This window comes from Neobacillus niacini (genome assembly GCF_048572935.1).
Lineage (GTDB): Bacteria > Bacillota > Bacilli > Bacillales > Cytobacillaceae > Neobacillus > Neobacillus niacini.
The window spans coordinates 1,764,920-1,790,231 of sequence record NZ_CP183883.1 but is presented as its reverse complement, the minus strand read 5'-3'; the positions used below and the strand labels follow the sequence as shown (position 1 = coordinate 1,790,231).

General features: G+C 39.0%; 17 protein-coding genes and 2 pseudogenes. 4 read left to right on the top strand and 15 right to left on the bottom strand.

The features are described from left to right. Nucleotides 1–9: 9 nt before the first annotated feature. The 3 genes from ACN6MT_RS08400 to ACN6MT_RS08390 all read right to left on the bottom strand — a co-directional run bounded on the left by ACN6MT_RS08400 (nt 10) and on the right by ACN6MT_RS08390 (nt 6,755). Entirely contained in the window at nt 10–981 is a 972-nt protein-coding gene (locus ACN6MT_RS08400; RefSeq protein ID WP_419955508.1) for an ABC transporter permease, read from the bottom strand. A gap of 225 nt (nt 982–1,206) precedes the next feature. Next, nucleotides 1,207–3,504, bottom strand: a complete 2,298-nt coding sequence (locus ACN6MT_RS08395; protein ID WP_419955507.1) for a helix-turn-helix domain-containing protein — start codon at nt 3,502–3,504, stop codon at nt 1,207–1,209. Between the two features lie 401 nt (nt 3,505–3,905). Then, nucleotides 3,906–6,755 (bottom strand): alpha-L-fucosidase, encoded by a 2,850-nt coding sequence (locus ACN6MT_RS08390; RefSeq protein ID WP_419955506.1) that lies wholly within the window; start codon nt 6,753–6,755, stop codon nt 3,906–3,908. A gap of 469 nt (nt 6,756–7,224) precedes the next feature. On the opposite strand from ACN6MT_RS08390, the gene ACN6MT_RS08385 reads away from it, so the two are divergent. From ACN6MT_RS08385 to ACN6MT_RS08370, 4 genes are all read left to right on the top strand, one after another. Beyond that, nucleotides 7,225–8,247, top strand: coding sequence for a LacI family DNA-binding transcriptional regulator (locus ACN6MT_RS08385; protein ID WP_419955505.1), 1,023 nt, complete (start codon nt 7,225–7,227; stop codon nt 8,245–8,247). A 247-nt stretch (nt 8,248–8,494) separates the two neighbouring features. Further along, nucleotides 8,495–9,469, top strand: a complete 975-nt coding sequence (locus ACN6MT_RS08380; RefSeq protein ID WP_419955504.1) for an ABC transporter permease — start codon at nt 8,495–8,497, stop codon at nt 9,467–9,469. Between the two features lie 26 nt (nt 9,470–9,495). Then, nucleotides 9,496–10,392 carry a carbohydrate ABC transporter permease gene (locus ACN6MT_RS08375; protein WP_419955503.1) on the top strand — a complete coding sequence of 299 codons (897 nt, stop codon included), beginning with the start codon at nt 9,496–9,498 and terminating at the stop codon, nt 10,390–10,392. Between the two features lie 148 nt (nt 10,393–10,540). Continuing rightward, complete coding sequence (locus tag ACN6MT_RS08370) at nt 10,541–12,184, top strand: ABC transporter substrate-binding protein (RefSeq protein ID WP_419955502.1); 1,644 nt, start codon at nt 10,541–10,543, stop codon at nt 12,182–12,184. Nucleotides 12,185–12,312: 128 nt separating this feature from the next. Here the strand turns inward: ACN6MT_RS08370 and ebgA are convergent, their stop codons facing one another. From ebgA to ACN6MT_RS08310, 12 genes and pseudogenes are all read right to left on the bottom strand, one after another. Continuing rightward, nucleotides 12,313–15,522, bottom strand: a complete 3,210-nt coding sequence (gene ebgA, locus ACN6MT_RS08365) for a beta-galactosidase subunit alpha (protein WP_419955501.1) — start codon at nt 15,520–15,522, stop codon at nt 12,313–12,315. Nucleotides 15,523–15,958: 436 nt separating this feature from the next. Further along, nucleotides 15,959–16,138 carry a hypothetical protein gene (locus ACN6MT_RS08360; RefSeq protein ID WP_419955500.1) on the bottom strand — a complete coding sequence of 60 codons (180 nt, stop codon included), beginning with the start codon at nt 16,136–16,138 and terminating at the stop codon, nt 15,959–15,961. A 31-nt stretch (nt 16,139–16,169) separates the two neighbouring features. Next, nucleotides 16,170–17,048, bottom strand: a complete 879-nt coding sequence (locus ACN6MT_RS08355; protein ID WP_419955499.1) for a sugar phosphate isomerase/epimerase family protein — start codon at nt 17,046–17,048, stop codon at nt 16,170–16,172. After that, a pseudogene (locus tag ACN6MT_RS08350) lies at nt 17,032–17,211 on the bottom strand (sugar phosphate isomerase/epimerase); the annotation flags it as partial. The pseudogene ACN6MT_RS08350 and the gene ACN6MT_RS08355, both read right to left, overlap by 17 nt. Next, nucleotides 17,208–18,287: a Gfo/Idh/MocA family protein gene (locus ACN6MT_RS08345; RefSeq protein WP_419955498.1), complete on the bottom strand. Its 1,080-nt coding sequence runs from the start codon at nt 18,285–18,287 to the stop codon at nt 17,208–17,210. The pseudogene ACN6MT_RS08350 and the gene ACN6MT_RS08345, both read right to left, overlap by 4 nt. Before the next feature lie 20 nt (nt 18,288–18,307). Further along, nucleotides 18,308–19,552: an alpha-L-fucosidase gene (locus tag ACN6MT_RS08340; RefSeq protein ID WP_419955497.1), complete on the bottom strand. Its 1,245-nt coding sequence runs from the start codon at nt 19,550–19,552 to the stop codon at nt 18,308–18,310. 291 nt (nt 19,553–19,843) lie between these two features. Next, nucleotides 19,844–20,698 carry a sugar phosphate isomerase/epimerase family protein gene (locus tag ACN6MT_RS08335; protein WP_419955496.1) on the bottom strand — a complete coding sequence of 285 codons (855 nt, stop codon included), beginning with the start codon at nt 20,696–20,698 and terminating at the stop codon, nt 19,844–19,846. A 58-nt stretch (nt 20,699–20,756) separates the two neighbouring features. After that, nucleotides 20,757–21,752 carry a Gfo/Idh/MocA family protein gene (locus tag ACN6MT_RS08330; RefSeq protein WP_419955495.1) on the bottom strand — a complete coding sequence of 332 codons (996 nt, stop codon included), beginning with the start codon at nt 21,750–21,752 and terminating at the stop codon, nt 20,757–20,759. Nucleotides 21,753–21,791: 39 nt separating this feature from the next. Then, nucleotides 21,792–22,613 carry a sulfatase gene (locus tag ACN6MT_RS08325; protein WP_419955494.1) on the bottom strand — a complete coding sequence of 274 codons (822 nt, stop codon included), beginning with the start codon at nt 22,611–22,613 and terminating at the stop codon, nt 21,792–21,794. Nucleotides 22,614–22,639: 26 nt separating this feature from the next. Next, nucleotides 22,640–22,894, bottom strand: a pseudogene (locus ACN6MT_RS08320) (alpha-glucosidase/alpha-galactosidase); the annotation flags it as partial. Between the two features lie 7 nt (nt 22,895–22,901). Further along, nucleotides 22,902–24,647, bottom strand: coding sequence for a glycoside hydrolase family 35 protein (locus ACN6MT_RS08315; RefSeq protein WP_419955493.1), 1,746 nt, complete (start codon nt 24,645–24,647; stop codon nt 22,902–22,904). A gap of 205 nt (nt 24,648–24,852) precedes the next feature. Continuing rightward, on the bottom strand, nt 24,853–25,305 hold the full coding sequence (locus ACN6MT_RS08310) for a YhcH/YjgK/YiaL family protein (protein ID WP_419955492.1): 453 nt from the start codon (nt 25,303–25,305) through the stop codon (nt 24,853–24,855). Nucleotides 25,306–25,312 lie beyond the last annotated feature (7 nt).

The window sequence follows — 25,312 nt, the reverse complement described above, 5'->3', positions numbered from 1 at the left end:
CCTTCCCTCCTACCATAAGCTTGATGACGAGAATCGCTTAGAGATACTGTTAGCAGTAAAAATTAATATGAAGTTAACAATGGAATTAAATAAACCTACCGCTGATGCAAAGCTAAAGTTCGCCCCAAGCAATCCAACTTTATACACATAAGTAGAAATGACTTCAGATGAATTGGTATTCATTGGATTTTGTAATAGATAGATTTTTTCAAATCCCAGCGACATAATACTCCCAACATTAAGAATTAATAAGACAATAATAATCGGGAATATTCCTGGCAGGTCGACATTCATGATTTTTTGGAAGCGATTCGCTCCGTCGACCTTCGCCGCTTCATACAATTGTGTATCTACTCCTGCAAGAGCAGCTAAGTAAATAATTGTTGCATATCCGGTGTTTTGCCACACATCGGACCAAACATAGATGGATTTAAAATAAGTTGGATTCCCTAAAAAGTTGATTGGCTCGATTCCGAATAAACCTAAAATATTATTAACAAATCCTGCATTTGGTGACAGAAATAAGATAATAATCGACACCATGATAACAGTAGAGATAAAGTAAGGTGCATAGGTAATCGTTTGCACCAATTTCTTAAAACGGGCATTTTGAACTTCATTTAAAGCCAATGCTAATATTATCGGACAAATAAACCCGACTATTAAACCGTAAACGCTTAACCCAAGTGTGTTTTTTAATAAGAGAGAAAAGTTAGGACTCTGAAAAAACGATTGAAAATACTTCATTCCCGCCCATTCACTGCCAAAAACTCCTTTTACCACACTATAGTCTTTAAACGCAATGACAATACCTGCCATCGGAACATACTTAAAGGTGATCAAAAAAATTAGTGGGATCGCAACTAGGAAATATAATTGCCAGTGTTTCCTTATTTTTTTCCACCGCGAATGTTTCGAGACAATCTCTTTTTCAATTCCAACATTTTTCATTTGTTTTTGGTCCAATACTTCTACTTTCATATTACCCCCCCCATTTTTAATCCGCTTACTTTGTGCAAAAATAATCTTAATCTTTCAAATGTTACCGCTATCATAATTGAAATTTGAAAAACGGGAAAGATACGATTCATTTCATAACGTACAATAAAAAAACCCTTGATAATAAAGGGTTTTTTCAGGAATTGGATATGGAACCGTACATTTAATTTATAGGGTACAGTTTTTTGAAAACAGAATATTTCTTCTTTATTCCGTACCTTTCAACATTTTTCGATATTCTGATGGCGAAGATCCAGTATTGCGTTTGAAGGCACGCCGAAAGGAATGTGCGCTGTTATAACCGGAAAGAACAGCAATATCTTCAATCGCCTGATCGGATTGAACCAATTTTGATTTTGCAAAGTTAATCCGTACATCTTCAATATAATCTGAAATGTTTACTCCAACATGTTCTTTAAATACCGATGGAACCATTTTTTCAGGAAGACCAACAGCTTCAGAAATTTGATACAAGGTTAAATCAGGATCACTAAAATGGTGTTTAATCCATTCCTTCATCCTATGAATCACTTGCTGCCTGCCTGCTGTCTTATTTTCATAAATACTCTGAGCAATTTCCATCATCATTTCTTTTATCTGCTCAATAGTTTTATGAAAACTGATCTTTTTTGACAACAGTTCTTCTAATCGTTCCCGTATTTCATCTGCCTTTACACTGTTCAATTGCGTATTTTTTGAAAGAATTCTTATCATGGTCCCATTCAAAGTGGCCAATAATTGGGTTCCTTTTTTGTTCGTTAACACTCTTCTTTCCACATTTTCAAGAAGTATTTTATCAATCAGCTCATTTACCTCATTTACTTCTCCGTTTTTTACGGCATTTATGAGGCGAAGTTCTACCTCAATAGGATAATAATAATCAATCGTGTCCTCTAAATAAGAATGTTCATGTTTATAAAGTGAGCCTTTTCCTTGAATGGATTGAATAAATGGTAAGCTCGACTTTGCCTCCTCAAAGGATTGATGAATATCTGTTAACTGTTCAAATTGGCTGCCCAAACCAATATTCACATTCAAACTAAATTTCTTTTCCACTTGTTTAATAAACAAATGAAGAGACTCTTCCAACTTTTTCGTTTCTTGAGTGGAGAGTTTTTTATCATAGGATAATAGGAAAAGGACTTGATCTTTATTGATATTGCAGTGCAGAGCCTCTCCTTTAAAATGATCCGTTAATTCATTTTGAATAAATAGTTGTGCGACATTCATTTCATCCAGCATCTCTTTATCTAGTTCATTCAACATATGAATAATTTGTACGATACCAACAAAACCAAAAGAACCTTTTAACGGCAGGTTCGCTTGTTTCAGTAGCAGTTGTGCCTCTTTTGAAGAAGTAAACTCCCCGGCAACTAATTTTCGAATCACCGAATCTTGCAAAATAGGTAATTGATTTTGGATTTTATCCTTTAGTCGATCATTATTCAAAATGATATCTTCCACATTGCTGTGGATGAAATCATATGGATTGGCCGCTTTTCCAATTTCACTAATTTTCATAACGCCAAGGAGCCGATTTAGAGGAATACTATTTTTATATGAAAAAAGAAAGGCAGTAAATAGTCCAATAAGAATGGTCAAAAATGCAAGGACCGAACTAATCGTTTGAATAAAACTAACATCCTCAGATAATTTCTCTTTCGAAATGAGTGCAACATACGTCCACTTATTATTATTAGACTTCGTTTCAATATACATATATTTCTGTTCTTGATCCTTAATGGAAAATTTACCTGTTGACTTGTCTAATGAAATCATGTTTTTATCTATGTTATCGCCTGCAATTAAATTTCCTTTGTCATCTAGAATAAAGGTTGAACCGTCGTATTGTGAGGAAACTCTATTCAATAAGGATGTGATTTCCTTTTCGTCAATCATTACCACGATATTTGCTTTCGGAGTTTTACTATTAAACGGGAGTGATTGTACATAAGTAATAATCGATTCTGTCTTTTTCCCCATCTTTACATCCGCTGAGGGTAAATAATAACGGGAAAGATACGTTTGATTGATGTTTTTTTTCCAATCCTGATAACTTAAACCTTCATAGGTATGGTTATCATAAAAGTCCTTTGTACGTACGTACGATGATTCAGGAGATACGATCGTGTCGATTTGATTATAATAAATATAAAAATTAGTAAATAACTTATTCGTATTCCAATACGGATTAATACTATTTTGAACTTTATAGATATCATAAGCGATATTTATATCTGCATTGGACGTTCGATACATCAATTGATTAATTTCTGGATTCAAGGACATCTGGTACACAAAATTCTCAATCTCATCGTTTTTTTGATCGATAATGTCTTTCGTTTGATTGAGCAAGTTTTTACTGTTTTCACTTGCATAGTCCTTTAATTTATGAACACTGACTTGATAAATAACCAAACTAGCTACTAGCGGAATGATTAGAATCATTAGATAGGATAATAAAAACTTTCTAAAAATCTTTATTTTTTCAAGTCTATCAAACATGATAACCACTTTCCTCCTGCAAAAATTAATCGGAAACATGCCGATGCCTCGCCTGTTTAATTGGAATCCCTGACAGGACCATGCTTTGAGGGCGTTTACATTCAATCCTAAATCATTATTTTTTAGTATTCTGTCACATCTTGATTAAATTTTAACATAAGATTCATACACATGGCATAGTTACCATGTTGTGGGCCCTGCATTCCGTCAAAAATAACAGGGTATAAGTCTACTTAATATATTACAAAATAAAAGATTCGCGTTATCGATAACACGAATCTAACAAACTAATATAAGTATGTCAATAAATGAATTTTCCTAACTGCTTTGTTCGGATTTTGCACGCCATCGTGGACAAAAGAATAACCGGGCATGAGAATTGCCCGGTTATTCAAATTCGTTTATTGTCTTTTGTAAAATCCGACTTCAGATAAATAAACAGGTCCGCGTGACTGTAAAATATTCAACCTGAATTCAGTGCCTTTTACGGGCTCTGGTAAGACGATAATGCGCTTATAGCCGATCGATTCATTTGCGTAAATCTCTTCCCACTCGCCATTTTCATCACAAGCGTCGATTGTGAAGGATTCAACTTGCTGGCCGTGGTGAATATTTTCTTGTAAGATGATTCGCTCAACTTCAACTGGCGCATCAAACGAAAAGGTTAAATGGCTTGGTTCACTCGAATCTGCTTCCCAAGCTGTCTCATAGATTCCATCAATCACGTGATGCGGATCTGAACCTTCTTTTCCGTTTTCAGCTACAACGGTTGCTTCGACGGTGTAGTTCACGGCAAAATCTCGCTTGATGCTTTCATGCCATTCAATCAGCCTTTTGACATCGGCCTCCGCGAATCGACCCGCTTTATTCGGTGGAATATTTAATAATAAAACAGAATTTCGAGCAACCGATTGATAGTAAATCTCCCTTAGTTCATCAAGGCTCTTCGGTTGTTGATGATCATGGTAAAACCACCCTTGCCGGATGCTGACATCGACCTCTGCTGGCCACCAGGTTAAATAGTCCATGCCATTCGCAGCGGCCACAGCTAAGACGGGCCTGCTCCCTAAGTCAGGTGCACTGAATTCAGGATAGTATCCTTGTTTCCCATCAGGTAACGTTTCGGCAGCGATTACACTCCACTCATTCTCACGTGCCCAGCCAGATTCATTCCCGACCCAGCGCACATCGGATCCAGTTATCGCAATGACTGCCTCGGGTTGCAGCTGATTGATCAACGTGTAAATGCTATCCCAATCATATTTCTCTGCCCTATCACCTGGAATATGCCCCTGCGCACCATCAAACCAAACTTCATCCACCTTGCCGTACTCCGTCAGAACTTCATAAAGCTGATTCATGAACATCTCACCATAATCCGTTCCAAGTAAATTAAACGTTGGCAGATCCTCATTCCCCTCACGATCATCCCCTTCGACCAAGGTCGGAATCTTCCGCATTTTTCGTTCACTTTCATTCGCAAAAATTTTCTCCCGGAATGCACCGTGGTCGGCTGGGGATAAGTAAATCCCTACTTTTAGCCCGTATTTTCTCATCGAATCTACAAATTCTCGTAAAACATCACCTTGGCCATCGCGCCAATCACTGCTTGCGACGCTAAAATCAGTGTATCTCGAAGGATAGAGCGCAAATCCATCATGGTGTTTGACCGTTAAGACCGCCATTTTGAAGCCACTAGCCTTTAATGAGCGTGCCCATTGATCCGTATTTAAATCCGTCGGATGAAACATTTTTGGATCATCGTGCTTCCAAAGATCGCCCCACTCAACCTCATAATACGTATTGATGCCATAATGAATAAAGGCTGTTTGTTCATACTGTTGCCACTGGACTTGATTTGGGCGTGGACGAACGAGTGATGCTTTGGCAGCCAGTGAAGCTGGATATTCGTTGGGTTTAATTGGAATCTGATAGCCTGGTTCCAAATCCGTTCTGATGATGATCGGACCGCCTAATAAACTGAGCAACTCATTAGTAAATCCCCCTTGATAACGGGTGAATCCGACACCATAAACTTTACCCGCTAAACTCACGCCACTTGCATGTGGGCTCCCAGCATAAAATACTTGACCTTGTGGGGCATGACCTTTTTCATCTAGAGTGATCGTTGCGAGTTCCGTTTGGCAGGACTGAAGTGTTAGCTCGTTCTCGTGATAGATCAGCGCGAGATGAAGCGCGTCATCTTCAATCTCAAGTTCGGAAAGATCGATCGTGATTGGGTCAGCTTCTTTGATGATGAGGTCGACTGCTTTTAACTCTTTTGAACCTTGTAAAATGATGGATCCAGCGAAATCAAACAAGGTCGTCCCAGGCTTGAGCGCTGAAGGATCAATGATCAATTCGGCAAAATAATTTCCCGTTTGATCAGGCGTTGTTTCGGTTGGTGTATAGGCAATATAGGAGCCGTCACCCGTCAAGTCGATTTGACCGAAATCACTGATCGCACCGCCATGAATGTGCAGTTTCCCATCGATCTGTTCGTCATCTGTCGGCTGGTAAAGCGTCCCTTCCAGCTGTCCTTGTCCTAAGGCAAAGAGTTCCTTGGTCGTTCGTGAGAGTTTCATCGTTTTTAAGAGTGTCGGATCAAATTCCCCATCAAATGTCGTGACGACCGCTCTTGAAAACGCCCCTTTTAAGCCACGGTCTGATCGGTCGGGATGCACGTCATTGCCGAAGCCGATTTCATGAGCCGTCGCTCCCCATACGACCCGTCCATTCGTCGATTCAATCGTTGTGTACTCCACCCCATTGATAAAAGTGCGCATCTTTGCTCCAGTTTCAGTTGGCTGATAGACAATCGCAAGTTTGTAGTCAAGTATTTGCTCAGGTACTTCAATCGTTTCTGTTACCGAGGCCAACTGGCCATTTTGATTGAGATCAAAGCCATATTCGATTGTACGTTTTGTTTTATAGCGGACATAGAGATTTCCACCAACAGACAGAATCGTATCGTAAGCTTCAGGTGTTTCTATTGGTCTAAATTGTGTTTCAATAATGACTGAATCCTTGATTGTATTTGACGCTTTTAAAAACGTACGCGGGTTAAATGTGACCGCATCCTCGCCGCCTGTTAAAACTAATAATCCTTGCATAATTGTTTCTTTGCCCGTCTGGCGCGTGAGATCACCATCCATCACTTCACCAGTCGGATTCGTATAGCCAAATTCAGTAGAAAATAGACCGCCAAATGAGACATCGAGACGCTCCTCTAAACGATTATTATTAGCCAAATCTACTGCTCCTCTCAATATATATGTAATTAAAATTAGTAGTCAAAATGAATTCATAAATAAATCACTTCAAAGAAATTCCCCTCATATCGAGTCGAACGACGATTGATTGCTATTCACCTTCAGTCTTCGTACAGACTCAATCATTGCTATCGTTTTGATATACTCCAGAGGCCAAAGTGGCAAAAAACACCCTAGTCTAAATTCTGCCAAGCTATTTGGTTTTCTGTAGGAAATGCAAGTTTAACCTTTTCCAATTTATACACCTCTTTGTAAGTTTTCTGCTCTCAGCAAAATAAGTTGCAAACAACCTTATGTTATCGATAACATTAACATAACAACATTGAAATCAATTGTCAAATAGTTTATAATTATCAAACCAATGTTATCGTTAACATTAAAATCTTACTAAAATTTATACAGGTTATTACAATAAAAAAGAAGGCACCATTTACTAGGGGGATTACGATTGGTAACAATTTATGATATAGCAAAAAAAGCCAATGTCTCTGCGATGACCGTCTCAAGAGTAATTAATAATTCAGATAAAATCAGCGAAGAAACAAGGAAAAAAGTTGAGGCAGTTATTAAAGAATTGAATTATATACCCAACAGTTCAGCGAGAAGCTTAGTTTCCAAAAAGACGAAAATTCTAACGTTAATGATTACAGATATTTCTAACCCGTTTTTTACAAGTGTCGCTCGTGGTGCAGAAGACAAAGCCCTGCAAATGGGTTATCAACTGTTACTTTGCAATAGCGATGAAAATATCGAAAAAGAATCTAAATATATAGACATGCTTATTTCAACAGGGTCCGACGGTGTTCTGATTGCTCCTGCAAGTGACTCTTCGAAAAAAAACATCCGACAGCTGGCAAAACAAAATATTCCCTTTGTATTAATCGATCGATTTATCAATGATCTAAGCTGTGATCAAGTTCTGAGTGATAATGAAACAACCACTCGAAAGTTAATCGAACATCTAATTCAGCAAGGACATGAAAGAATTGCTATCATCAATGGTCCACTAGATGTTGCCACTTCAAGGGAACGTCATCAAGCGTATTGTGATACTCTTAACTTACATGGGCTGCCGATTAATCATAAGTGGATTCATCAAAGTCCATTCCTTCAGGATAGTGATGTTTCAGGTAAGATTAAAATGCTCATAGATTTGCCTATCAATGAGCGGCCGACAGCAATTTTTGCCACAAGTAACTTTTTAGGGTTAAATACAGTAAAAGCACTTAAAAAATTCAATATAAGAATTCCTGAAGATATTGCTGTTGTTTGTTATGATGGAGTACCCAATTATACTGAGAATGAACTATTTCTGACAGCTGCCGAACAGCCATCCTATAATTTTGGCTATATGGGAACTCAAATGCTCATTGAACGAATTGAAGAATCAGTTCCAGAGAAACCGAGAAAGATTGTTTTACCTGCAGAACTCCATATAAGAGCATCCTCCCTATTTAATATTAAAGGATAAAGCGTAAGTGGCTGCCACTTACGCTTTTCTATTTTATTTGTGCCAACCTGACAATCCCTTAAATGGTCACATTAGATCTTCCATTCTCAATTAAAAACTATTATAAAAATTTGAATTGACAGTATATTTCATTGATGTTATTTTAATGTTATCGGTATCATAAAATATGTCAACGGTTAGAATTTCATTTTTATTGTAAGCGTTTAAAACAAAAGACGCGCCATTTAAACAATTAAGGAGGGATTTAATGATGGAAAGTATTAAGGTTTTAAATAAAAAAACTGAAGTTTTAGTTAAGGAGGGGCCTAAGACAAAAAATGCGATACTAAAACAAATAAAAAACAGCTGGCAATTGTATGTGATTTTCTTTTTACCACTCGTATACATTATCGTATTCCATTACATACCTATGTACGGTGTCACGATTGCTTTTAAAAATTTTAATCCCGTACAAGGCATCTTAGGAAGCCCATGGATTGGTTTTGATCATTTTGTTCGTTTTTTTCAATCATATGAGTTTAAGCGGGTATTACTAAATACATTAGTCTTGAGTTTTTATCAATTACTTGCAGGCTTTCCATTTCCAATTATTTTGGCATTAGCCATTAATTACGTTAATAAAAAGCATTTCAAAAAGACGGTTCAAATGGTTTCTTATGCTCCGCATTTTATTTCAGTCGTAGTAATGGTAGGTATTCTTCTAGTGTTTTTAGAACCGAGAGGTCCAATTAATAGTTTATTAAATCTTCTAGGATTTGAATCTATTAACTTCATGGGAAATCCAGATAATTTTAAATCCATCTATGTATGGTCAGGAATTTGGCAAAACATTGGATTTGGCTGCATTATTTATTTGGCAGCATTATCTGGTGTTAATCAAAGCCTTCATGAAGCTGCAGTTGTAGATGGTGCAACGAAACTCCAAAGAATTTGGCATATTGATATTCCAGGAATTTTACCAATTATGATTATTTTATTCATATTAGACATGGGAAGTATTTTGAATGTAGGGTTTGAGAAAGTGTTATTGTTGCAAAATCCTTTAAACTTACGAGCATCTGAAGTTATAGATACTTATGTATATAAAGTGGGTCTCGTATCAGCGGTACCAAATTACTCGTACGCGGCTGCAATCGGATTATTCAAAGCAGTAATCGGGTTTATTATGATTATTACAGTAAATAAAATAGCGAAAAAAGTTGGACAAGAAAACCTATGGTAAAGAAAAAGAGAAAGTGGTGAAATTTAATGATGAATTTTTCGATTAAAGAAACGAAAAGTGACAGGATATTTACAATCGTAAACTATTCTGTACTTTCCTTATTGCTAGTTGTGTTTCTTTATCCACTTATTTACATTGTTAGCGCCTCATTTAGTTCTACTGAAGCAGTACTTTCGGGGAAAGTTTGGTTATGGCCGGTTGATTTTAGTTTAGAAGGATACAAAGCAGTTTTTGATTATAAATTAATTTGGACAGGCTATGCTAATTCCATTTTTTATACAGTGGTCGGAACACTCATAAATATTGGCATGACCATTTTAGCGGCATACCCTTTATCTAGAGATGAATTTTTCGGCAGGAAATTTTTTATGTTACTTTTCCTATTTACCATGATTTTCAGCGGCGGGATTATTCCAAACTATTTACTTATTAAGGAACTTGGAATGTTAGATACTCGTTGGGCAATGATTATTCCAGGTGCAATGTCCGTTTTTAATGTTATTATCACTAGAACTTACTTTAAATCGACAATTCCGAAGGCATTACAAGAAGCAGCAAAGATAGATGGATGCAGTGATTTTCGATTTTTAAGAAGTGTTGTTTTGCCTCTGTCAGGTCCAATTATAGCCGTTATGACTTTGTTCTATGCGGTCGGACACTGGAACTCATTCTTTAACGCTTTGATTTATTTACGAGATCAAGATTTGTTCCCTTTGCAATTAATTTTGAATAGCATTCTTGTTCAAAATCAAGTTGACCCACAAATGATGGGTGATATGGAGCGAATGGCTGCTAAGGCCGGTTTAAGTGAACTATTGAAATACTCTCTAATTGTTGTTGCTTCCGTTCCAGTTCTTATTATTTATCCTTTTGTACAAAAACACTTTGTTAAAGGTGTGATGATTGGTTCATTAAAAGAATAGCTTCGGAATTAAGGAAGCCTTAGGAACTAAATTCATATCCATTCAAGCAGATTTATAATTTGCCCTTAAGGGTGGTGATGACTCAGGCAAAGTTACCATTAGTGTTCAACTCATTTAAATCAAATAAATTTAGGGGGAGTGTTTCATAATGAAAAGAGTTTTAAATACAGGTTTAGCATTTCTTTTAATGATTTCAATATTACTAACTGCATGTTCTAATCAAGAGGTAAGCACAGGGACGAAGGATAAAAAAGAAAATGAACCAATTGTTACTGAAGCTGGGACATTTCCAATTGTTAAGGAAAAGGTAACACTTAAAGTGTTAGTAACGGGAAATAGCTTCGTAGAAGACATCAAAACCAATGAGTTTACCAAATGGTTAGAAGAGAAAACAAATGTACATGTCGAGTGGGAAGTATTGCCTGAACAAAGCGCCTCAGAAAAGTTAAATTTAGTCCTTGCAAGCGGCGATTATCCGGATGTAATTATGGATGCTCCAATATCAACAGCTCAGTTGATGATTTATGGAAAACAAGGTGTATTTCTTTCGCTTAATGATTTAATTGATAAGTATGGGATTGAGACTAAGAAAATGTTTGATGAGTTACCTATTGTCAAAGATACGATTACAGCTCCTGACGGCAATATATACTCATTACCTCAAGTAAATGCCTGCTATCATTGTTCGGTTCCGGAAAAATTGTGGATCAACAAAACATGGTTGGACAAGCTTGGACTTCAGATGCCAACTACAACAGAAGAGTTTTATCAAGTATTAAAAGCATTTAAAGAAAAAGATCCAAACGGTAACGGAAAAGCAGATGAAATTCCTTTAGCTGGTTCACCGAAATCATGGGGAAGTCTGCCTCAATTCTATCTAATGAATCCTTTTATTTATTCAGGAAATACGAACCATCTTTTTGTTGATAACGGTAAGATTGATGTCGCCTTCAATAAGCCTGAATGGAAAAAAGGGCTTGAGTACATGCGTAAGCTAAATAAAGAGGGCTTACTTGCCTCTGAATCCTTTACTCTTGATGGGACTCAATTTAAGAAATTGGGATCAAACCCTGATGCACAGTTGTTAGGTGCAGGTTTTGGTGCATCAACAGGAGGTTTTACTTCATCACCAGAACAAGGAAAAGACTTTGTAGCTTTAGCTCCATTAGAAGGTCCAAACGGAAATCGAGTTTCACAGAATTATCCAAATCCTGTCTCAAGACCCGCTGAATTTGTCATTACGAAAAACGCTAAACATCCAGATGTAGCATTACGTTGGGCTGATGCCATGTTTAACGAAGAGATCACAATGCGTTCCGTACTTGGGATTGAAGGAGAAAACTGGAGAAAAGCGGAAGCTGGAGAGCTTGGGATAGATGGTAACGCAGGGAAATACTTCAGGATTCCTGGTAAGGAAGAAGGTAATAACAAGCATTGGTCACAAACGGGTCCATCATTGCGTACAGCTGAATTCCGTCTAGCGGAAGTTGTGGATGAGACAAATCAGGAAAAAGTTCTTTATGAAGCAACAAATAAACAATATGAACCTTATAAAGCAGATGAAGATACCCTTATCCCTACACTTTTCTTTACGGAGGAACAAGCATCTGAATTAGCTGAACTCGAAAAGACTGTTACAGATTACGTAAAAGAAATGACTGCTCGCTTTGTGACAGGAGACGCTGATATTGATAAGGAATGGGATACGTATCTTAAAACCTTAGAGAGTATGAATTTAAAAAGATTTATAGAGATCAACCAAACAGCGTATGATGCTAAATATAAAAAATAAAGTGTAGTATCACTGAAAATGCTGGTTAGAAACATTATACCTTCGGCTAAAAACAAAAGAGGCTTTTCCCAAAATTAGCTTTTGGGACAGCCTCTTTTTCTATTAATTTGAATTGTTTTTTGGATCCTCTATACTACAGGAATACCGCTTTCCTTCTTGCTATACTTTGCCCTTAACGACTTGCTGATTTCCACTTGCGAACCCTCGTCCGTAGAAACTGGCTTTAAGTGAACAGCAAATTGGAACTCCTTATTTTTTAAGCGATAGTGTTCCGTTACATCTGGTCCGCAGCTGGCAGATCCAAGACCATGCTGCTGATGATCAAGGTTCAAGGTAATAAAATCCTGCTTGATTAAATCATAGGTATGTTGTGCTTGATCCATGTTTTCCGTTGTATAGTAGTGGGCACTGAAATCAAGTGTAGGCTCGCCTGCTGCAACAAAGCCTATGCCGCCAGCATTCGTTAGCGATACCCAGCGAACCTCATGGCGATTGCCATTTTCCTGTGGAAAAATATATGGAGTGTATAGCCCTTCCACTTTTTTAGCAAAAACACCTACACGATTAGCCTCTCTGCTGTCACTATAGGCCTCGCCCGGTCCTCGTCCATACCAGGATACAGCATCTAAAGCAACCGGCAGCTTCATTTGCAAGCCAAGACGCGGGAGAGTTTCCGGTCCATTTCCTTCAGGGCTGCCTTTTACATCGATTGATAGCTCACCATTACTATGAATACTATACGTATAGGTGACGCTAATTCCCCAGGCTAAAATAGGCGGGGCAATCCGAACGCTGGAAGTGATAACAACCTTATCGCCCGCTGTTTGCTGCCACTCGACCCCATTAACTCGGTGCTGCAGCCAATGTAAACCGTACCGCTTCCAGTCAGCGGCTGAACGGTGATCATTGTCAATTAAAGCACGCCATAATTGAAGCTTTGGTCCTTCTTCCAATAGATTAACTCCTCGATAAGACCAAGAATTCAGTTTTCCAAAAACGAGATCAAACTCAACTTGGAAGTCTTCTCCTTGAACCAGCAGCTTGTTATTCCATTCCTGACAATCAAGGTGTTGATGAAGAGAGTCAACCACTTTCCTTTCAACACTGCTTGTAACAGGTAATTCAAACTGCGCCCAAGCAATCTCATGCCCTGTTTTTCCCCATAGCATATCAGCGGCCAGCGTAAATTGAAGGTTTAACCAATAATCCCTTTCCGGCTGGATCAGCTCTGGAAGCTTATACGGAATTGCCAGCGTTGTCGTTTCACCTGGTGCTACATCTGGGGCTGGCAGCACACCTTGATCAATAATCTTGCCATCAGCTTCGACCGACCATGAAAAGTTCAAGTGATCTAAAGAAATAAAATCATAACGGTTCCTAATACGCACCGTTCCAGTTTTCAGATCAACAGCCTCTACATGAACAGGTTCAATCACTTTTTTAAATTCAATTAAACCTGGGGAAGGTGTTCGATCAGGCATCACAAGCCCGTCAACAACAAAATTATAATCATTTGGTTTGTCACCGAAATCGCCGCCGTAAGCGAAGTATTCCTCGCCCTCTTCCGTAAATTGGCGGATTCCATGGTCACACCATTCCCAGACAAAACCACCTTGTAAACGTTTATATTGGTAAAATAGATCCCAATACTCTTTAATGCCGCCAGGACCATTCCCCATCGCATGGATGTATTCACAGAGAATATGAGGCTTGTTCAGATCAGTTCTTTGCCCTAATTGTTCCATTATTTCAATCGATGTGTACATCGTTGTATGCACATCAGAAACGGCTGGATCTCTTTTTGGGTTATCGTCGTCTTGCATCATTATGCTTCTAACTTCACCTTCATAGTGGACAAGGCGTGTCGGGTCATTCTCTTTGATCCATTTGCCCATTGCTTCATGGTTACATCCAAAGCCTGATTCATTTCCTAATGACCACATGATAACCGAAGGGTGGTTCTTATCGCGGGCAACCATCCGTTTTGCTCGATCAATATAAGCCTCTTCCCATTCGGGATCATCACTTAACTTGCCTCGATCACTATTCGCCTTTACCCAATCAGGATTATTACCTAGTAAAGCATTACCAGTATGTTCAAAGCCATGGGTTTCCAAGTCCGCTTCATCGATGACATAAAGACCATACACATCACAAAGGTCATAGAATCTCGGATCATTTGGATAATGGGCTGTCCTGACCGCATTGATATTATGCTGTTTCATCAGGATGACATCCTTCTTCATTGCCTCGAGTGGCACGGCCCGTCCTCGATCTGGGTGTGAGTCATGACGATTGACACCCTTGAATTTAATGGCTTTACCATTTATGAGGACAACACCATCCTTCAATTCGATCGAACGGAATCCTGTTTTATTCGGAACCACTTCTATCCGATTTCCGGCATCATCCTTTAAGGTAATTAATAAATGGTACAAATATGGATGATCCGCGGACCACTTTTCAGGATTCTCTACGGGAATGTTGATATTAACACTGAGTAATTGATTGTTGTGCAGTAGCAGCTTCTGTGAATTACTTGTCACCAAAGCCCCGTCTTGATTAAGAAGGCGGTATTCAAGCTGATAATTTTCAAATACTTGGCTGGTGCCATTTTCAACGACCGTGTTAATGGAAAGAGTCGCATTTTGATACTGCTCATCAAGGTTGGTGGTGACAAAAAAGTCTTGAATATGAACCTTTGGTTTTGCTACTAAATACATATCTCTGAAGATCCCGCTTAACCACCACATATCCTGGTCTTCTAGGTAGGTACCATCCGACCATTGATAGACTCGAACGGCTAATGTATTTTCGCCTTCATGGATATAAGGGGTGATATCAAATTCAGCTGGAATTCGGCTGCCCTGGCTATAGCCGACCTCCTGACCATTGACCCACACATGAAACGCACTGTCTACACCCTCAAAATGTAAGATGATTTTTTGCTGCAGCCATTGTGCAGGGATATAAAAACTCCTGCGATAGGAGCCCGTTGGGTTTTCCGTCGGTACATACGGCGGGTCCACAGGAAACGGGTACACAACATTGGTATAATGCGGCTTTCCATATCCATTCATCTGCCAATGGGAAGGAACGATGAGTTCATCCCAGTCACTTACATCAAAATGATCTTGGTGAAAATTCTCAGGAGCGAGTACTGGGGTTTCAGCATAATGAAACTTCCAGCTTCCATTTAACAGTTTAAATCCCTGGGAATTTCCTCTATCATATGTTAATGCTGAACGTTCGTCGGAAAACGATAGAAAGTACGCCCGTTCAGGCAATCTGTTTTTATGCAATACAGCAATGTTTTCCCAATCATTTCTCTTAATCATTCAAAATACCTCCAAAAAGTTCTTTTTTGAATAATGATATTTTCTTTCACTTACAACCTTCTGAAAACCCTTTCAGCTACTCCTCCAAAGAATAGCATCATATTTAAATAGATTTAATGAAATTTCGACATTTGTTAAAATAGTTCTATTATTCATAAAAAAATTCTTATTTCTTATTTGTTATCGATAACAAAATTTCAACACTTCGATCCTTTATGTCAATTCAAAACCTTAAAAAATTCATAAAACTCAACGTGATCTATTATTTAATTGAACCTGCAATTCCATCTACAAAATACTTTTGGAAGATGAGGAAAATCATTAAACGATATAAATTTCTACTTATATTCCACATAATTTAGGTTCTAGCTGACACGAAGGTCTGCACAGCACTGTTTGTACTTTCCGGTGCGTATTTTAAGCTTGAAGGGAAACCTCAGATACCGTCTTTCACATCACGCTTATATTGCGATGTTCTGTCGTCAAGCAGCCAATGCTCATTAGATCCACCCCAATCCCCAATAAACTTGAAAATACAAATCTTTTCAATCCCGCTTCTTTCAAATAGAATAGGGCCGGACCTTTTTTCGTCCAGCCCTATTGTTGTAAATGACATCTAAATCATTTTATTAAAGTTGATCTACCACTTACTTAAATGTCCGAATAAACTTAATGGCCTCACCGATATCATGAACAGGGTTTGACCCAACTTCTCTTTCAATAGTTAAGTACCCATTGTAATCAATCGATTGTAGTGCAGCGAAATAATTTACAAAATCCACTTTTCCCTCACCTAACGGTAACTCTCTGAAAAATTCCCCTTCAGTTACCATCTTCGCAATTTGTTCATGATCCACTCCGCCGCCATAGCCAAGTGCGCCATAAACATCACGAGGATCTACTGGTTTATTTCGGACTCCATCCTTCACATGTGTATGAACAATGTAATCCTTCAAAAGCTTAACTCCTTCAACAGGATCATCTCCAGTTACCATTACCATATTCGCCGGATCAAAATTGACGGAAACACCATTGGTGCTAAGAGTATCTAAGAATGTCTTCAGTCTTAAGGAGGTTTCCGGGCCTGTTTCTATCGCAAAATAAGCATTTAAGCTTTTTGCATATACCCCTAATTCCTCACACGCCTTTTGCATCGATTCATACACAGTGGTGGCTGGGTCTTCAGGAATAATCCCAATATGAGTTGTCACAATATCCGTTCCTAATTCAACGGCCAAATCTAGGATTCTCTTTGATTTTTCAATTTTTTGCGGATTCAATTCTGGATCCTGAAATCCATGGCCTCCGAGATCACCGCAAAGGGCAGATATTTCTAACCCTAATGAAGAAATGTAATCCTTTAATTCCTTTCGAGCAGCAGAAGTTAAATTTTCTGGAGCCATTTCTCCATCCACCACATAGATTTGAACGCCATCTGCACCCATCTCCTTAGCTGTCTTTAAACCTTCACGGAGCGGCAATCGGAGGCTGTCCACAATAATTCCGATTTTATTTGATAGTTTCATAAACTTTCACCTCATCCCAAAGTCTTTTTACATTTTCCATTCCAATCTTCGTACCAACCTGACAATCTTCCATTCCTTCAAATTCAACCGTAAGATAGCCGTCATATCCGGATCCCTTTACAAGCTTGATCAGTTCGCGAATATTTAAATCTCCATGTCCTAAACCGTTACGTTGGATCGGTCAAAAGAAATCTCTTTACCTGTTTCACTTGATTCATAGATACCGCATAATATTTTCATTAATTCCACGCCATCTTCCACTGGGCTGTTGGTTTGTTCTTCACCTTGGCAGCACTTAATGAAATGGTTAATCTCATTTTGGAAAGCATTGTTGAAATCAAAGGACAGCGAATCAATTTGCGGCTGGGCATTTAAGATCGTATTATTTTTTTCTGTTACAATAACAAGTTCAGGTTCAATTTCTGCTCCGCCTTTATCGCCAAAAATTTTAACAGATGTTTCATCCTTCTTATGGTGAAGGGTAAAACTGACATCGATCATTAAAGAAGCGCCATTTTCAAAACGAATCAGGGCATTGGCAAGATCTTCTACTTTATTAATGCTAGGATCATAATCCGCTGCTTTATAGAAAGATAGGTTTTTAATATTCGCTCGATTTCCAAGTTTCGAATAAGTGTTTCCGCTAATGGATTTCACTTTTGGTTTCCCCATTAGATACCAGCATAAATCAATGATATGGACACCGATATCGATAAGCGGACCTCCGCCTGATCTTTCCTTATCAGCAAACCAGCCGCCAGGGTTTCCTAAACGTCTTAGTATCGAAGCTTTTGCATAATAAATTTCGCCAAGATCACCAGAGTCAATAAACGATTTAAGAACTTTTGTATTCGTTCCAAATCTACGGACAAAGCCTACTTGAAGGATTTTCCCGCTTTTCTTTACCGCTTCTTCTACCTTTAGCGCTTCCTCAACCGTTTTACATAATGGTTTTTCAACTAATACATGCTTGCCAGCATTCAAAGCAGCAATGGCAATCTCTGCATGAGAATTATTCCATGTACAAATACTGACAGCATCAATTTGCGGGTTCATCAATAAGTCTTCATAGTTTGTATAAATGACTTCCGCATTGTATTTTTTCTTCTTTTCTTCTGCTCTTTCTTCATTCAAATCACAAATAGCATGGATTTCAACCTGTTCATGTTTTGCATAAGACTGAAAATGCATATCTGAAATCGAACCTGCTCCGATTACACCAATTTTTAATTTATCCATCGTTCCCATCCTCTCCTAATTCAATCTCGTAATTCTAGTTCAATAACGGTATCCATTTCATCTGGAAGCTGTGCTCCTGATAAATGAATGAACGCGCCATTTTCAATATCTGAATACTGCTCCGCCATCCAAGGAACCTCCACCTTCAGTTCACTTCCATCAGCAAGGAGCCTGGCTTTTTTAATTCTGCCTTTTAATCCTTGAAAATAAATCGGTCCGATTCCCCGGTCAAATACATGGGCATATAAATAGTTCCCTTTTTGGGTATACCTTCCCAACTCCGGCTTTGGCAAATCAGCAGCTGTACATCCATAGATGCTTTCCCCATTCTGCCTCATCCACTTTCCGACTATCTGTAAAATCTCGTGGGATTGTTCAGGAATTTCCCCCTTAGCATTTGGGCCGACATTTAGCAATAGATTGCCGCCTTTACTGACACACTCGACCAGTGTGCGAATCACCTGTTTCGGAGATTTGTAATTCAAATCCTTAGAATGATAACCCCAATGATCATTCAAGGTGATACAGGCTTCCCATGGAATCGGCTGTTGATTGATATTGACAATCCCGCCTACAGGAATAATTTGTTCCGGAGAGTAAAAATCCCCTGCATAGCTTTCAGGCTCAGCTAGCTTAATATTGCCGCCAAGGCGGTTATCAATCAGAATATCCGGCTGCAACTCGCGGATCATCTCCATAAGTTTCGTTGCTTCCCATTTTTCTCCTGTCATATCATCATAGGAAAAGTCGAACCACAAAATATCAATTTTTCCATAGTTCGTTAATAATTCCTTAACCTGTCCATGGAAGTAGGCAAGATATCTTGAAAAATCTACTTCTTCCTCTTTATATTCCTCATTGTCACGCATTGGATGATAGCGGTCCCCGTACTTAGGGAAATGCGGATGGTGCCAGTCAATAATGGAATAATACAGCCCAACCTTTATTCCTTCTGCCCGGAATGCCTCGACATATTCCTTAATGAGATCACGGCCTGCTGGTGTATTGGTTGCCTTATAATCAGTTAATTGACTATCGAATAAACAAAAACCATCATGGTGCTTGACGGTTAACACAGCATATTTCTGTCCGGCTGCTTTGGCTGCTTTAGCCCATTCGTGCGGGTTATAGTAGATGGGATTGAATTCCTCAAAAAATGGCTGATATTCCTCAATGGTTAACCGTTCATTGGCACGGAGCCATTCTCCTCTCGCTGGAATTGAATACAGCCCCCAGTGAATAAACAAACCAAAACGGTCCTCCATGAACCACTTTACTCGTTCTTCTCTTGCATTTATTGTTAACACCACCGTTTTTTTGAAATGGATATTATGAATCTTTTATAATGCCTGAAACCTAGATTTTTTTCGATTAGGTGCACTTTGAACCATTCATAGTGACCGATACTTTCACTTTTTCCTCATTTCGGGCACTATAAGTCCTTCATAATGACCGAAACCCTCACTTCTACTCGATTTCGGGCACTATGAGCCCTTTATAATGACCGAAACCCCCACTTTCTCCCGATTTCGGGCACTATGAATCTAAGATCTGATTTAAACCGCTTCCCAAATGGCTTTTACATTGTCTAAGCTGATTTTTGCGGCTTTTTTGCATTCTTCCATTCCTTCGAATTCGATAGAAATATAGCCGTCATAACCTGATTGTTTGATAACCTTTAAGACTTCTGGCAGATTGATATCCCCATGCCCGGTGATTGCACCTCTTAAATATTTTCCAGAGCTTGATGGGAACCAGCCTTCTCCAAGGCCAAATGAAGACGATCTTTGATAAAAATCTTTCACATGAACCATGGATGCGTATGAGATATTTTTCTTTACTGCCGCTACTGGGTCTTCGTCAACGCAAAGGAAATTCCCAGTATCTAACGTGGTCTTAAAGTTTTCCTTATCGACCGCGTGAATCAGACGCTGCACACGATCACTTGCTTGAACATAGTAACCGTGATTTTCTACGCTTGTCACAATACCAAATTGTGCAGCATAATCTGCAATTATTTGACAGGCTTCAACCATTTTTGGCAGATCCTTTTCAAAATCACGAATCGAGATTTCGTTTGGCGCCTTCCATGCGACATCATGTCTCATGAGCTTTACACCAAGACGATGAGCGATATCGACTTCCTGTTTGACTCGCTCAATTTCTTTTTCAAAATCGTCAGTCAGGAAGTTTGCTCCGATAGCATAGTTAGAAATTTCAATTCCCACTTCTTCCGCTTTTTGACGGACTGAATCTGCCAATGACAAATCATCAGTCAAACTAAACCCCATCGGAACAATTTCCACGTGCTCGCCGCCATGGTCAGCGACCCATTGAACGACATCTAAAATACTCATTTCTTTCGAATTGATTGCGCCTTGTAAGCTGTACGAACTGATACCAAGTTTCATTAGAAATTACCTCCACATGTTTATTCCGCTTCATATTTACTAGACTCAAATTAATCTTTTAATTCTTCATAACCAACTTACTTAAATCAGCCACTTTCACCGGCAGTCCTGTTTCATAAGACTGATTGGCAGCTAACGTTACGGCAAGTGTCTTTAAGCCATCCTCGTAGGAGGATAAAATTAAATTTTGGTCTCCGTTGATAATAGCCTCGATAAATAAGTCGTCTTGGACTCCATAAACATCCAGCTCTGGCTTGAAGTTTAAAGGTGCAGCCCCTTTTTCGATAATTGTCAAATTACCGCCATCTATAACAACCCGAAAATCTTCTCCCAATACTTCTATTCCTGTTCGGTGGTCAAATTGAGCAAAGGTACTGTCGATATGGCCGACCGCTCCTGAGTCACACACGAAATTCATGGAGGTCACATCTGGGATATTAATATTTGGGACATCGTTATGAACCTGCAGGCTCATATTGGCATAGACTTGTTCGATCTCGCCACCTAAATATCTCGCTAAATCTACGATATGCGTCGATTGTTCAACAAGCTGACCTCCGGATTTCTCCCATTCAATGTACCAAGGTGTCGGAACAAATGATGATAAATAATGGCCGCGAACCATGGCGGGTTTCTTATCCTTTAAGTATTCCTTCGCCTTCGCCACCGTTTCCCAGTAACGCAGGCAATATCCTGCCCCGTTGATAATTCCGGATTGTTTGATCACCTCTGCCTTTTTAGCAACTGTTTGATAGTCTAAACCCAATGGTTTTTCTACCATTAAGTGAATCCCTTTTTTCGCAGCTTTTTCTTCAATTTCTTCATGAGCAAATGGCGGTACAGAAATAAATAATGCATCTAACGCTTCATTCTCAAGCATCTCATCCACATTGGTGTATGGTGTCCCGCCATATTGCTTCACTTTTAGTAGTGCCGTCTCTTCATGAATGTCACAAATCGCCGTCAATAAAGCCCTTTCATTTTTACTGACATGCTGCAGGTGGACATTCGCAATTCCACCTGCTCCTACAAATCCAACACGAACTTTACCCAAGTGTCTTCCTCCTCATTTTTCCAACAATCTCTAATCCTGTTATTTTTTATATTCCCTTGCGTGCAAAGGCCCGCCTTCTTTCATCACGGTCCATAATGGATCAACATCATATTCCATCGAAGACATCATTTCATCATGCCATTCGTTTAGGATATAAACTGCTTCCTTACATATATCGGGCCTTTCCTGGGAAAGATTTACTTGTTCATACGGATCTTCGATTAAATTAAACAACATCTCTTTTGGGAAACCATTATATCCATCATGATACGAGCGGATATATAACCAATCACCAAATCGGACACTTCGATGACAAACATGGGCACATTGTGATAGAACCAGGTATTCTCTACCTGTAGACCTACCATTTATAATACTGTCGGAATAGCTTTGCCCATCCCACGATTCAATCTTTGGTGCTCCTAGTAAGCTTGCAAGTGTAGGGGCAAGATCAAGATGATAGTGCAATCCCTCATCGACTCTTCCCTTCAAGCCGTTTGGCCAACGGATAATCATGGGAATTCGCCAAGTTCCTTGGTCAGTGGTTCCATGCTCTGAGTAAATACCTAACTCCCCCATATTTTCCCCATGATCGGCGCTAATCAGAATCGCGGTATCTTCGATCACACCTAATTCTTCTAACTTTCTCAGTACCTGTCCGACATGATCATCCATATAGCGGATGGCACAATCATAATTATCAATAATGATTCGTAGATCATCGTAGGCTGCAATCTGCTTGCCATGTCGAGGCCATCTAAAATAATGTGTCTTTGCCAACTCATTCATATGGTTAATACTATGTTGATTCTCCTTCTGTTGGTGAAGCTTAAAGACATCTTCCGTTAAACATTCAGGCATCGGTTCATTGGCAAAGGGATTGCCAAATTCCTCAGGCCCTCCCAGCCGCGGATTTGATTTTCACAGCGCCTCGGATATTCATCAAGTTGAATATTGAATTTTCCAATTAACTCCGGATATTGGCTTTTAATGAAATATGGATGATATTCCGCGTTATGCTCATAAGATTCGGTCACATAAAACCCGAATTTATCCATTAACTCAAACCGTACCATATCGGAATGCTTAGACAGCTGCTTCTGTTTAGCCAATTGTTTAATTTCAGGATATAAATCTTTTCCCCGCTAGTTATCCTAACACCGGCTGGTCCACGAACCTTATACTTTCTTTATGGTCATGTAATTCCAGTACGACAATTTCATTTTCACCCTTTTGCAAAAACGGAGCTGGGACATAAAGGGTCTGCTGTGGTCCGATTTCCCAATAACGTCCAAGGTTATGCCCATTCACAAAGACTACCCCTTTCGTCCACCCCGACATATCGATAAACGTATCGGCCGCTTCATCAATATGTAAGAATCCCCGGTGAAGATAAGGATGATTTTCTTTTGCCTCATCACTTGTGAACACTAGCGAACCCAAATCGTTTAGCGGTAACGGATACACAATCCAATTAAATAAAAATTGATTGCCTGCTCTTACACCTTGGGTAATCCCTTTAGAATCATTGAGGAACGGACCGTAATTAACTCGTCCCATATTTTCAACTACAATCTGCAGTTTTGTTTCTGCAGCGGTGATATCAACCTCAATACTTGAGCGCCCACCAATCCGCTCAACTAAACCTGCATATTCACCGTTTAAATAAATTTGCCCGCGGTCATGGATGTCCTGTACCGTGATTGTCTGCTTCCCGTAAGCTCCTTTAATCACCGTTTCATAGACAATGAACCCATAGCCCTGACCAGCTTCCTCCATCGTTAATGGGGTTCTGCTTTCTAGTGGACTTGAAAGTTGATTCAATGAATCTAGCAAAGCAACCCGCTCCGGAAAATAGACCTCGCCATATTGTTTTTTTGGTGTCACAGGAGGTAATTTCATTTCAGGCAGATCAACGTATTTTTCAAAAGTCTTTCGCACAGCAAAGAATTTTTCTGTTACATCCCCGGATTCTGTCAACAAGCCATCATAGTCATAGCTGGTAATCGTCGGCTGATAAACTTCCTCATTATGATTGGCTCCATTATAGAAACCAAAGTTGGTCCCGCCATGGGCCATATAAAAATTGACAGATCCATTTTGTTCTAAAATACTCTCCAATGTTTCGATGACACTTTCAGAGGAACGCGTATGATGCTCCTCACCCCAATGATCGAACCATCCATGCCAAAACTCCATACACATCAGCGGTGCGTTAGGCTGAAATTGCTTTAATTGTTCAAATGCGCCTTCTGCTCGTGAACCAAAATTGACGGTTTCAAATACATCTTCAATCATCCCGCCATTCAGCATACTTGGTGCCGGACCATCTGAAGTGAATAGCAGCTCCTGACCAATCCGTTTTTGGATAGTGTCCCGCATATATTGCAAATACTTTTGGTCATTCCCATAACTGCCGTACTCGTTCTCAACCTGGATGGCAATAATTGGGCCGCCATTAGAACGAAGTAATGGCTGCAATCGTTCAAATAACACATCAAAAAACGCATCCACTTTTTCTAAATACGGTTGATTATAACAGCGTAGTTGAATATTCGGCACCGTCAATAACCAATAAGGGAAACCGCCAAACTCCCATTCAGCACAAATGTACGGGCCAGGGCGGACAATAACATGAAGACCAACCTTTTCTGCCGTTTGGATGAAGCGCTCAATGTCAGCAAGGCCTTCAAAAACAAACTGTCCTTCCTCAGGTTCATGTAAATTCCATGCCACATAGGTTTCAACGGTATTAAAGCCACATTCCTTTAACTTTACTAAACGATCCTCCCAGTATTCCGGCACGGTACGGAAATAATGCATCGCCCCGCTTAATAAGCGAATTTCTTTGCCATCTAATAAAAACGATTGTTGATTATACGTTAATCCTGACATAGAGACCTTCCTTCCTTCATTGAATTTATTTTGAGTTTCTATCATTCAATTAAATATACGATAATTTCAAATTCCAAGCGCACAAAGATTCGTGTTACCGATAACACGAATCTAACAAAATAGTAGCCATATGTCAATTAATTTTGAACTTTTTAACAACGGTGGATGGTTCGATACTAGTCTACCCTTCAGAATCTTAACTATCTTATATTTTTACTTTGAAGACGACTTTTCTCACTTTTTCATCTCCATTAACCATTATTCCAGCCATATGAGCATCTTGTGGATAGCAAATGATAAAATCACCTTTTTCAAGTTTTACCTTTGATTGCAGACTGCCTTCCAAAAAATAAATATCATCCTGCTCATTGTAGTCCTCTTTTATTTTCAATCTATCAAAAAGCTCATAGCCGATGAATTCTTTTCCCTTTACCATTAGTTGGATATCGATATATTTTTTGTGTGATTCCCATACACGCTCCTCTGTACTTTTTGTTTCATATTCAACTACATTGAAGAAAAGTTCTTCTCCTTCCATTTCATAGAAACCCGGCTCAAACTGTTCAAAATTTGTGTTTTGGATATATTCAAAGGCTTTATCAAATTTCTCATTGAGACCTTTGTAAAAATTTATATTACTAATATGATTAACGATCATGATGATT

Coding starts and splice junctions, on each gene's coding strand:
- ACN6MT_RS08345 (WP_419955498.1), bottom strand. CDS start 18,287: ATGGATAAATTAAAAATTGGTGTAATCGGAGCAGGTTCGATTTCAGAT.
- ACN6MT_RS08335 (WP_419955496.1), bottom strand. CDS start 20,698: ATGAAACTTGGTATCAGTTCGTACAGCTTACAAGGCGCAATCAATTCG.
- ACN6MT_RS08360 (WP_419955500.1), bottom strand. CDS start 16,138: ATGTCATTTACAACAATAGGGCTGGACGAAAAAAGGTCCGGCCCTATT.
- ACN6MT_RS08370 (WP_419955502.1), top strand. CDS start 10,541: ATGAAAAGAGTTTTAAATACAGGTTTAGCATTTCTTTTAATGATTTCA.
- ACN6MT_RS08355 (WP_419955499.1), bottom strand. CDS start 17,048: ATGAAACTATCAAATAAAATCGGAATTATTGTGGACAGCCTCCGATTG.
- ACN6MT_RS08315 (WP_419955493.1), bottom strand. CDS start 24,647: ATGTCAGGATTAACGTATAATCAACAATCGTTTTTATTAGATGGCAAA.
- ACN6MT_RS08375 (WP_419955503.1), top strand. CDS start 9,496: ATGATGAATTTTTCGATTAAAGAAACGAAAAGTGACAGGATATTTACA.
- ACN6MT_RS08340 (WP_419955497.1), bottom strand. CDS start 19,552: ATGGAGGACCGTTTTGGTTTGTTTATTCACTGGGGGCTGTATTCAATT.
- ACN6MT_RS08395 (WP_419955507.1), bottom strand. CDS start 3,504: ATGTTTGATAGACTTGAAAAAATAAAGATTTTTAGAAAGTTTTTATTA.
- ACN6MT_RS08400 (WP_419955508.1), bottom strand. CDS start 981: ATGAAAGTAGAAGTATTGGACCAAAAACAAATGAAAAATGTTGGAATT.
- ebgA (WP_419955501.1), bottom strand. CDS start 15,522: ATGATTAAGAGAAATGATTGGGAAAACATTGCTGTATTGCATAAAAAC.
- ACN6MT_RS08310 (WP_419955492.1), bottom strand. CDS start 25,305: ATGATCGTTAATCATATTAGTAATATAAATTTTTACAAAGGTCTCAAT.
- ACN6MT_RS08380 (WP_419955504.1), top strand. CDS start 8,495: ATGATGGAAAGTATTAAGGTTTTAAATAAAAAAACTGAAGTTTTAGTT.
- ACN6MT_RS08325 (WP_419955494.1), bottom strand. CDS start 22,613: ATGCCTGAATGTTTAACGGAAGATGTCTTTAAGCTTCACCAACAGAAG.